The organism is Oligoflexus sp. (genome assembly GCF_035712445.1).
Lineage (GTDB): Bacteria > Bdellovibrionota_B > Oligoflexia > Oligoflexales > Oligoflexaceae > Oligoflexus.
Genome location: NZ_DASTAT010000058.1, coordinates 1 through 10,585, shown reverse-complemented (window position 1 = coordinate 10,585; position 10,585 = coordinate 1). Strand labels below are relative to the sequence as shown.

Here is a 10,585-nt window from a genome sequence, read left to right as displayed (position 1 = left end):
CATGCGCGATGCCGGTGGGAATCAGCACAGGTTTTTCCGCATGGCAGGCCTTGTAATTTTTATCGCTGGTATCCGTCCAGATCAATGCGAAGAAACCTCCGAGCAGTTTACTCAGAGCCGTTTTTCCGGCATTTTCACTCCAGACGAGGCTATCGACCGTGGTTCCATTCGGAAAGAGCGGGGCGGGACTCGGATTATCGAAGGGACTGCCCGCGGAAAACGAAGCCCCCATGCCCGCGGCGCAGGTGGTCGTCTGCGTCTCTTCCACCTGAAGCGTTCGCATATCAACCCATTCATGCCGGAAGTCGATCGAACCCGTGACCTCTTCCGTGGCGCCATCATAAAGTTCCCGCGCTTTTTGATACTGTTTCATCACCGCATTGCCGAGGCTTTTATTTCCGTTCAGCGTCAGATCAGGAGGCGCCTGGCCAAAGCCGATGTTCGGTGTCACATCCCCGGCATTCGATTGGGCGAAGGCACCGACGAAAGTTTTCGCAGCGAAATAGTTGGTACCCTGATCCTTTTCGAAGAGGTAAGACGCCCAGCCTTTGTTATCGGCTGTGATCAGATGATTATCGGGACCGATGCTGTCGGGATGCACCGCAAACCAGTTGACCATACCGATCTCTTCACCCTGGGTGTTGACGAATTTTAAAAGGGTAAAGGTCTTATCGGTATTGCCATCATACTGGGCGCGCTCGGCCGCGGGGTTATTGTTATAGGCTTCTTCCGCCCGGTTGCCGCCCACGCCTTCCAGCTTGCCTTCGTTGACGAGGATTTTTCCTGGCTCCAGATTATTATGAGCATTCAGGATCGACATGTAGATGCCGTTGACTATCGTCTCAAAATGTCTTTTGATAAAACCATTGATCGTGAAGTCGTAGAGGAAGTAACCCGAGTAACCGCCGGGCCCGCCGTGGGTATGGGTCGCCGACAGGAGTATGTTCTTTTCACTGTAATAAGGCGCGAGGTCTGGATTCTGCGCGATCTTTTCGGCGACTTTCAATTTCACCATCTGAAACATCATGCCCAGATCAGCGCTGACGAAGACCACCCGCTTTGTTCCATCACCGACGATATAGGCGCGCGAACGCAGGCGGCTGTGGATGCCCGCGGTTTTCTGATCACTCACGGCAAAGCCCATCATGCCGATTTCCGCAGCGGGCCCGGTGATATCATAGATGCCCGTGCCGATCAGATAGTTGCCGTCTGCAGCCGCGGCCTTCGGACTTGAAACAGGTGGGGAACTTTGTCCACAGGCCGTGGCCAAACACAGGCATACGGCGACGAGCAAGCGTTTCATGGAACCTCCGAATTTGAGTGAAGTGCTGCTAACGTTATGCGGGGGCCGGGAGGAAAAGCCAATTGGTGATTTCTACAATGTGGTTGGACATGACGCGAGAAAGGCGGCGTGATGGGGTAAGCTTGACGCCCCTCGTTTGAAGGGCGTCCAGGATGGGCCCTTAGGCCCTGCGAACATTATGCATGCGGCTGATTAGCCGGTTGCTGCTGCTGTTGCTTGATACTTTGATCGTACAGCTGATCGAAGTTGATGGGGGCCAGAACCAGCGGAGGGAAGCTGCCTTTGAGGCAGAGGCTATCCACAGTTTCACGCAGGTATGGGAAGAGAATGGTCAAGCAGAATGTTCCCATCAGGCGACGGAGGTTTTCACCATCCAGACCTTTGATCACGAAAATACCAGCCTGCTCCACTTCGATGACGAACGCGTTCTTGTCGCCGTTCTTCGCCGTGATGGTCATTTCCAGAGAGACTTCGTAAGCCGACTCTGCAATCTTACGGTTCTTGGTTTGCATTTCGACATTGACCTGAGGCTTCCAGTTTTGACCGAATACCTCGACAGGATTGGGCGATTCAAAACTGAGGTCTTTGACGTAAATTCTCTGCAAGGCAACTTGTATTTCCTGGTCAGCCATGGCTACTCCTGATAAATGTCGGGCTGCTGCTCCACAGGGAGCGGACGCTCACAGTAGCCGATGCCCGACTTTTGGGAAAGAGTTTTTTACCCTGGAAAGGGCGGCCCGACTCCGTCACGCTGGGCAGGCGGCGGGCTAGCAGACGTTTTCGTTCCCGGCAAAAAAATGGGGAGCTTCGGGATTGATCAAAAGAACCTGGAAAGATGCAGTGATCGAACGCCTGGCCGCTGGAACCGGCTGGACGCTGGCCCTTCTGATCCTTTGGCTCGGCTTTCTGTTTCACCTCTGGCTTGCCGCGTATTTTCCCTTAAGCAACGATGAAGCGTACTACTGGGACTGGGGGCAAAAGCTGCAGCTGAGTTACTACGATCACCCGCCCGGCATCGCCTGGATCACGGCCCTGAGCGCCAAGTGGGGCGCGGGGCTGCTGGCTGTGCGGCTCCTGATTCCTGTCATGCATACCCTCGCGTCTTTCTTTCTTCTGCTCTGCCTGCGTGAAGTCCACCCGGGATGGGGACCGCGCGATTTCATGCTGCTCAGCGCCGCGACCGTGCTCTGGCCGGGCTTTGGTTTGCTCGGTGTCTTCGCCCTGCCGGATGCGGGGCTTTATCCCTTCATCACCGCAGCTCTGTGGTTGACGCTGAGGTATCGAAAGAAGATCGCGCTCAACGGGCATCAGGGTTTTTGGTTCGGTGTGCTTTTAGGAATGGCCGGGCTCTTTAAATATCAATCGCTGCCGATCGGGTTCGGGCTGGCTTTGACCCTTCTGTTGCTGCGTCGCCAGACCTTGCGCGCGGAACTGAGCTTTTGGTTGAATGCCCTCTTTTTTGGGCTTTTCATGACCACCCCGGTCTGGGTGTGGAATATTCAGAATGATTGGGCCTCGGTTCGCTATCAGGTCGAACAGGGTTTCGGCAGGCTCGATTGGAATTTTGAAAGCGGTGTTCTGATCCTCGTGGGCTTTTTCATGTTCGTCACGCCCTGGTTCGCCTGGCTTCTGCTGCGCAGCGTGCATGGGCTTTGGAAAAAAAACCGACTCTTTCCCGAGGGCGTGCCCCTGATCCTGCTCGGCAGCAGTCTGCCTTTGATCGCCTGGATCGCAGCGGCGAGTTTTTTCAAACCCGTTCTCTTGCACTGGATCATGCCCGGCTTTTGGCTGCTTTTGCCGGCAACCGTCGCGCTTTTTGCCGATGACCTGGCGCGTTCCAAACGCAGCTGGCTCCTGGCCGCCCTTCTCAGCATCGTGCTGCCGATGCTGCTGGCCCGCCGGGATTTTCGCCGAAACCTTGTGATCACGCTGGAAGAGAAAGCCGGACCGATCATGGAACTCACGCTCTGGCCTGATCTGAACAAGGGACTTCAGAGCATCCGTCAACCCATCGTTCACAAGCTCCCTGAGCACTGTCCGTTGGATGGATTTTTAGCGGGAACGCGCTGGTATGCCGTCGCTCAACTTCATTTTCTGAATAGGCGCACGCCGGCGATTTCCCTGGATCGCCATCATCTTTCCTATTACGCCTTCCGCGATAGAGAGCGGAACTGGCTCGACTGTCCCGTGACGCTCGTGATTCCCGAAAAGGATTATCGCCGTGAGGATTATCAGGATCTCATCGCGATGGACAAGGTGATGCCGATTCCTTTGAAACTGCATGCTTCACGGAAATATCTGGCTGTGATGGGACGATTGATCGCTGGGCCGGAGAAGGTTTTGGAACCGCATGCGCCGATGGCTCTTCATGCGCGTCGTCCCTAGGACGGAAAAGGGCCCAGTCTTGGAACTGGGCCTCGTATTCTTAGAGAGACGTGTCCAGCAGCAGGCTTTTCACCGACTGCAGATTGGTTTTGTCTTCACCCGTCGAGATATCCTGGAGTGAGAATGCAGGCCATGCGGCATAGGTCACCGTATCGTTCGGATTGCCCTTCGCCACTTCGAAGGAGCCTCCCGTCACACCCTGACCGCAGTTGTTGCGAGCGGCAAAGCCCACGTAGTTGGCGGTCGCGGTGAACTTATCGGTGCTGAAGCTGATCAGCTGTTTCTGGGCATAATTGATGCCGGTGTGGTTGTTATTGGGACCAGCCCAGTTACAGATCATCCTCTCGATGGACTGCTGAGTTGCGGATACGGTGCCGGCTTTCACGGCCGTGCGGAAATCGCCGAGCTTCGGACCGAAGCCGAAGTAACCCCAGCCGGAGCGGGTGTCGCCACTCGCTGTGACTTTCGCATGCAGCGTTCTTTGCTCTTCCTGCGCGCCACCGGCGGTCCACATAAAGACCATTTCTCCCGCGCCGCTTGCGGAATTTATGTTCGCCATCACATGAGCATAACCGGGGGTGCCTGTGGTGGCCACGCGCACCCGCTTGTCGGATTCGAAGAGGGAAGCCTTGTCCGTTTCCAGGGCTGTCTTGTCCGCATTGCTTTCCGCGGCCGACTTTGTGCCTTCGAACTTGATGACGTCGCCTTCCTTGTCATAGATCACAGAAAAGACTTCAGGATCGTTACGCTGAGCAGGACCCTGAAGATTGGTGGCCGTCGCGCTTTTGGTGAAGACGCCCCAGACATAACCCTTGGTGTGGGTATCGCTGTATTTCTTGGTCACGACGCGAGTCCAGAGGGAACCGCGTGGAACTTCGGCCTGCACATCGGTCTGGAACACGTTGCCCGTTTCGGCGACTTCCACGAGTGTGATCTTGATGGCCGAAAAGCTCAGCTTGCCCTTTTTTCCAAGGTCGGTGGCGATGGCATCCAGCGCTGTTTTCACATCAGCCGTCAGATCCAGAGTCTCACCTTCCTCGGTGGGAAGGTCCTTGCCCAGAACGGTGGCGAAACAAAGGGCGCGCTTGCCTGTTTCTATAGACTCCTGGACGGTTTTGCGAATCTTGCCGGTCATCTCATTCATTTTCGCCGCAACGCAGGCTTCGCCATTGGCTTCCGAAGCATCGAAGACGCCCAGGTCACCGGAAGGCAGATGCGCAGGCGAGGGATCACCGCTCGTGGCATCGGGATGGTTGCGATAAAGCACCGACGGTCCATAGCAATTGGTGTTGCGATCGGGACGGGCGATGCGACCGAGACCCACCAGACAGCCCTTGATATCCTTGGCGTTCGCAAAGGCTTGATCCAAAGCTGCGACGGCGACCTTGGGATCCTCTACATCGAGCTTGTCTTCCGCGGCATCAGCCAGAGCCAACGTGGTCGTGCTCGTGGAACCGGTGGGCGAAGCCAGAACAATCGAAGGAACCAAAGCCAGTGTTCCCGTGGCCGTCGTGGTGGTCGTTGTGGTCGTGGCGGCGTCATCCGAGCTGGACTCGCTTTTGCCACAGGCAGCCAGCGTGCATGTCACACCCAGCAGGCCCATCATGATTCTAGCGGACATTGTCTTCTTCATGGAACGTCTCCTTGAGGTCTTTCATCATAAGATCATCCTTCGGGATACGCAGGGCTGACCCGCTTTTACGTTCCGGTATGAAGTTTAATGCGCCACAATTATTCAATAAAATTACCTTGTATAATACCTATGGATGATGTTTTCGAATCTTGCCTTTCCCGGCAGCATTGGCGAATATGGAAAACCTGTAAGAATCCCGGTAAGAATTCGAAGGAAACCCATGAAAAAAGCGATGTGCCTCGTGCTGCTGCTTCTTGTGAACCCAGGACTCCAGGCCGCGGAAAGCTGGTTCGCACCCGAAAAAACCCCGGACGAGCCGCTTAATCTTTATTGGCGGCCTTTAGCGTCCCTGGTTCTGCCGGGCTTTGATCAATACCTGCAGGGACACGTGACGTCAGGGCTGGCCTATTCCTCGGCCTGGGTTTCTGCGAACGTCTGGTACGCGAATCGGGCCAGAAAGCTCAAGGATACGCAGGATGATATGAATTGGAAAAGCTGGTCCTCGGAGCAGCAGGATGATTATACCAATCATGAAGAGCTGCCGCGGCAGGCATCGCTGGCCTCCCAGTACATCACAGCGGTCGGTGCTTTGAGCGCCTGGCAATCATTTCGCACAGGCGTCGAAACGCATCGCGCGTCGGGACGTTTCAGTTTTCTGAAAGAGGAGGAAACGCCGATGGATCTCCTGGCCGCGCCTTTTCAATTTTCCTATCTGCAGCGAAAGACGACGTGGATGCCCCTGCTGCTTGCTGCGGGCCTTGGGGCTCTCGTTCCCAATGTCTTGACAGACGATTATCAAAGGGACCCTTACAGCGGATCCGATGCGTTCTATGCCAGCGCGATTTCCTATAATGCGGGTGTTTCCGAAGAGGCCCTGTTCCGCGGCTACATGCAGCCTCTGCTCTACGACGGCCTCAATTCATCATGGGGTGCGAATTCCATTCAGGCCCTGGTTTTTGCGCTGGCGCACACGGCGACCATCGAAAGGCCGATCGCCCAGGCCGGGATGGGATTTTATCTGGGATGGCTGCAGGAAAACAGAAACTGGACCCTGGGCGAAAGCATCTTCGTGCACGCCTGGTGGGATGTCCTCGCCCTTTCCAGCAGCTATCTTTTCCGGCTGAAGGAGGAAAAGCGGGGGCCGCCCCCCGTGATCTGGTTACCGGCTTTTTCCCTACTGTTTTAACCAGCTGTCAGCTATTGCGACAGTGAGTCAAGCTTCGACAGTGCGGATGGATTAACGTCGAATCATGCTGAATAGATGAGAATGGCTTATGGATTGCAGCATACCCGCCAACCGAGGAAAGGGGACTGCCCCATGCAAAGCCAGAATGCGACTCTGTGGGTCGGAGTGCTTGTCATTCTCATCTCAGCCTGTGGCGGCAGCCGCAGCCGTATCCGCTTGCCGGATCAGGATCTTTCCGTTCGGCACACCAATCCCTCCGAGCAGGATGCCTACGCATCGCGCGACGCCGAGCTGGACGAGGCCCGGGCCGAACTCGAAGCCGCGCGTAAAAAATTATCGGAATTGGAGGCCGCGCAGAAATCGGGAAGCGCGGATCCCGCTGAGCTGGCGAAATTGGAAGCTCAGGTGAAAGAAGCCAATGACAAGATCGCAGCGGCCGAGACGGAAATGAAGAAGAAGGACGCCGAAAGCCGCCGCGCCATGGATAAACTGAAAAATGATCTGATCGGCTTTAGCATTCAGTATAAACATAGCGGCAAGTGCCTCGATGTGGAAAGCGGCAGCCTGAATGATGGCGCGCGTCTCCGGCAGATGCCCTGCACGATGTCGAACCTTCAAAAGTTCCGACTGATCGAACGCGTCAACGGCAACTGGATCCAGAACCTTGCGACCGGCAAGTGTCTCGCGGCCGATGCCAACGGCACGCAGAACGGAACCTTTATCATTCAGACAAGCTGCGTGGACAACGGTTCCATGCTGCACACCATTCAGTCCGACGGCGCTGGATTCTTCTACATGCGAAACATGGGCAGCAACCGCTGCGTGGACATCGAAGCGATATCGCTGTCCGATGGCGCCGGAGCCCAGATCTATGACTGCGTGAACGGTGACGCGCAGCGCGTGAAGTTCCTGCAGACCAGCCCCTGATCCTGGAAAAATAGCCTATTTCAGGCTGCGGAAATCGCGAAGGATTTCCGCCCGGCTTGAGAAAAACCCCAAAAGATCCGATCGCCACTTGACAGCTTTTGAAACCAGGACGGCGTCAGCCGGGGGATCCGGGAAAGGTCTGAGTCATGCAGGATCGCAAGCGCCCATCACAGCGGGATCGAGCGACCATGGGCGTGCCCACGGAAGCCACGCAGCTGCCCTTTTATGCGCAGCTGCCCGAGGATTTTTTGGACCCAAAACTGCTGATACGCCTGAGCCATGCCCGCTGCCTGCAATGGCAGTGCCTGCCGATCTGCGAGGATTCTGCGGGTATTACCATAGCCACGCATGCCCAGACTTCGCTTGAAGTTTTGACGGAGCAGATGTCCCGCTTTTTTGATAAGCGCATTCACTGGGTGATATGCCCCGAAAAGTATCTGGAAGCCGCCATCCACAGGGCTTTTGGATTTTACCCGCGCTGAATTCCAAACGAGAAAAGAGGAAAAGCGGTCGCCGCGCGCGGCCTTTTCGCCTATAATGGCCCCCGGATCACACTCTGGGTATGGAGCATTTCCGTGAATTTTTGGCGTTTTCCCCGCAAAACCGTGGCCGGTGTCGTCGTGCGCTGCCTTGGTTTTATCCTGCCCATCCTTATATTCAGTGGCTGCGCCTATAAGCGCATGATCTTCAATAACCTGGACTGGCTTGTCGTCTATCAGATGGACAGCTATCTGGACCTGACCGGCGCCCAGGAAAAAAGCATCAAAATCCCTGTGCATGAAACCATAGACTGGCTGAAGGCCGAGCGTTTGCCGGCCATCACCGATCTTTTGCGCGATGTTCAAAAAGCCGTGGCTGCGCGCCGGATCGATGTCAAAACTTTTGAAGGCTGGGTGAAGCGCGTTGAAGTGTGGCGGACCGAGGTCACCGAACGATTTACGCCGCCGATGGCCCTTCTTTTGAAGCAGCTCGATGCGGAACAGATCGAGCATCTGGAAGAAAAACTCGGGAAGAACGATCGAAAACTCGCCAAACTCCTGGAACGCAGCGACAGCGATTTCCCCGAGGAGTTCGAGGACTTCGTGGATGACGCCGCCGCCAGCTATAAATTCTGGATCGGCAAAATGCGGAAAGATCAGAAGGCGATGATGGTGGAAAAATTAGGCTGGAATCGGGCCACGCTGACCGAAACGCTGAAGCAGAAACGCCGCTCGCGGGAATTTTGGATCGAGCTGTTGAAAAAACACGATCGCGACCTGATCGTCACCGCCCTGCGGCGGTCGGCTGAGCCCGAGGGCAGTTTCCGGGATCCTGAGCACCTGCGTTTCCGCAAGGACTCACGGGAACGCATGCAGAGCTTTCTGATCGCGCTCTTTGCCAGCCTGGATCAGGACCAGTGGCAGCATTTGGAAAAAGTCATGCGGGAGCTGGTGGTGGATATGGAAAGCCTGAACGTGCCCCAAAGGAGTCGAACGTGATCAAAGTCTATGGAACGCCAATGACCCGTGCGATGCGCGTGCTCTGGCTGCTGGAAGAACTGGATGTGCCCGCCGAACTTCATTCGGTGGACCCCAGGAAGGGCGAGCATCATCAACCCGATTACTGGCGCATCAATCCCTTCGGGAAAGTTCCCAGCATCAGCGTGGATAATTACAGCCTCGCGGAAACCGCTGCGATCTGCACCTGGCTCGCGGATCAGTATCCCGACCGCAGCCTTATACCGACGGCCGGATCGCGGGCACGCGGTACGCATGATCAGTGGATGTCCTTTGCTCTGACAGAGATGGAAGCCCACCTTTGGCTGGTGATGCGGAATACGGTGCTCATGCCCGAGGCGCAGCGCGTGCCGGCCATCATTCCCCAGGCCATGGAGAGCTTTGCCGCGTCGTGTCGCATTTTCTCGTCGCACATGCAGGCTCGTCCCTATGTGCTCGGTGAAAATTTTCAGTTGGTTGATATTTTCATGACGTCTTTGATCGGTTGGGCGAAAAGCCTGGAGGCGCCCGGCCTGGATACCGGGCTTTTGGAGTATCGGGAGCGGATGACCCGCAGGCCAGCGCTCCAAAAATTCAAAGAGAGGTATCTGCGGACTTAAATCGTCTGACCTTCCAGTTTCAGAAGAAACGCGTATTCCTGCGCCAGCTCCTTGATCACTGCAAAGCGCCCCGACGCTCCCCCGTGTCCTGCAGTCAGGTTGGTGCGCAGGAGGATGGAGGTCGGCGCCTTGTTGTGTTCACGCAGGCGTGCGACCCATTTTGCAGGCTCCCAGTACTGCACTTGGGAATCATGCAGTCCCGTCGTTACCAGCATGTTCGGATACTTCTGATCCTTGACGTTGTCATAGGGTGAATAGGACTTCATGTAACTATAGAATTCCTTCTTCCGCGGATCACCCCATTCATCGTATTCGCCGGTGGTCAGCGGAATGCTTTCATCCAGCATCGAACTCACCACATCCACAAAAGGCACCTGCGCGATCACGCCCTTATAAAGCTCGGGCCGCATGTTGACGATCGCCCCCATCAAAAGCCCGCCGGCGCTGCCGCCCTGGGCATAAAGGTGATCAGCCGAGGTGAAGCCCTGATCAACGAGCCACTGGCTGCAGTCGATGAAGTCGTTGAAGGTGTTCTTCTTGTTCAAAAGCTTGCCATTTTCATACCAGGCGCGGCCCATTTCCGAACCACCGCGGATATGCGCGATGGCGAAGACGAAGCCACGATCCAGAAGGCTGGCGCGGGCTGAGCGGAAGCTGGGTTCCATGGAAATGCCGTACGAGCCGTAGCCATAGATCAGGGTCGGGTTCCTGCCGTTCTTCTGCAGGCCTTTTTTATAGACGAGCGACATCGGAACGCTGACGCCGTCCCGCACTTTCACCAGCACGCGTTCGGTCTGGTAAAGATTGGGATCGTAGTTATTGACCTTGGACTGCTTGATTTCACGGCTTTGCTGGGTGGTGAAGTCCCAGGCGTAGACCGTGTTGGGTTTGGTCAGGGATTGATAGGCGTAAAGATAATCCTTGGTATCGTACTCAGCATTGATATAGGGCGAGACCACATAGGCGGCTTCCTGGAAGGGAATGTCCCGCTGCGTTCCATCCTTGCGGCTCAGTATGCGCAGATGCGTGAGGCCGTTTTCCCGCTGATCAAGGACG

The 10,585-nt window shown here is 55.9% G+C and carries 10 protein-coding genes; 6 read left to right on the top strand and 4 right to left on the bottom strand.

The window, feature by feature from the left end:
* Together VFO10_RS11975 and secB are read right to left on the bottom strand one after the other, a co-directional pair.
* Positions 1 to 1,303, bottom strand: a 1,303-nt coding sequence (locus VFO10_RS11975) for a neutral/alkaline non-lysosomal ceramidase N-terminal domain-containing protein (RefSeq protein WP_325140364.1), incomplete at its 3' end; no start/stop codon positions are given.
* A 176-nt stretch (positions 1,304 to 1,479) separates the two neighbouring features.
* Positions 1,480 to 1,935 carry a protein-export chaperone SecB gene (secB, locus tag VFO10_RS11970; RefSeq protein WP_325140362.1) on the bottom strand — a complete coding sequence of 152 codons (456 nt, stop codon included), beginning with the start codon at positions 1,933 to 1,935 and terminating at the stop codon, positions 1,480 to 1,482.
* Positions 1,936 to 2,116: 181 nt separating this feature from the next.
* On the opposite strand from secB, the gene VFO10_RS11965 reads away from it, so the two are divergent.
* Entirely contained in the window at positions 2,117 to 3,688 is a 1,572-nt protein-coding gene (locus VFO10_RS11965) for an ArnT family glycosyltransferase (RefSeq protein WP_325140360.1), read from the top strand.
* 40 nt (positions 3,689 to 3,728) lie between these two features.
* Here VFO10_RS11965 and VFO10_RS11960 read toward each other — a convergent pair whose 3' ends face one another.
* Positions 3,729 to 5,321, bottom strand: coding sequence for a hypothetical protein (locus tag VFO10_RS11960; RefSeq protein WP_325140358.1), 1,593 nt, complete (start codon positions 5,319 to 5,321; stop codon positions 3,729 to 3,731).
* A gap of 220 nt (positions 5,322 to 5,541) precedes the next feature.
* Between VFO10_RS11960 and VFO10_RS11955 the strand changes: the two genes are divergently transcribed.
* From VFO10_RS11955 to VFO10_RS11935, 5 genes are all read left to right on the top strand, one after another.
* The gene (locus VFO10_RS11955; protein WP_325140356.1) at positions 5,542 to 6,507 is read left to right on the top strand and encodes a CPBP family intramembrane glutamic endopeptidase; all 966 of its coding nucleotides are present in this window, start codon (positions 5,542 to 5,544) and stop codon (positions 6,505 to 6,507) included.
* 132 nt (positions 6,508 to 6,639) lie between these two features.
* A complete protein-coding gene (locus VFO10_RS11950) occupies positions 6,640 to 7,434 on the top strand; it encodes an RICIN domain-containing protein (RefSeq protein ID WP_325140354.1) in 795 nt (264 codons plus the stop codon).
* A gap of 146 nt (positions 7,435 to 7,580) precedes the next feature.
* Positions 7,581 to 7,916 (top strand): hypothetical protein, encoded by a 336-nt coding sequence (locus VFO10_RS11945; RefSeq protein WP_325140352.1) that lies wholly within the window; start codon positions 7,581 to 7,583, stop codon positions 7,914 to 7,916.
* A 93-nt stretch (positions 7,917 to 8,009) separates the two neighbouring features.
* Positions 8,010 to 8,912 carry a DUF6279 family lipoprotein gene (locus tag VFO10_RS11940; protein WP_325140351.1) on the top strand — a complete coding sequence of 301 codons (903 nt, stop codon included), beginning with the start codon at positions 8,010 to 8,012 and terminating at the stop codon, positions 8,910 to 8,912.
* Complete coding sequence (locus VFO10_RS11935; protein ID WP_325140349.1) at positions 8,909 to 9,529, top strand: glutathione S-transferase family protein; 621 nt, start codon at positions 8,909 to 8,911, stop codon at positions 9,527 to 9,529. The genes VFO10_RS11940 and VFO10_RS11935 overlap by 4 nt, the downstream gene beginning before the upstream one ends.
* Here the strand turns inward: VFO10_RS11935 and VFO10_RS11930 are convergent.
* Positions 9,526 to 10,585, bottom strand: a 1,060-nt coding sequence (locus VFO10_RS11930; protein WP_325140347.1) for a prolyl oligopeptidase family serine peptidase, incomplete at its 5' end; no start/stop codon positions are given. The two genes, VFO10_RS11935 and VFO10_RS11930, sit on opposite strands and share 4 nt — an antisense overlap.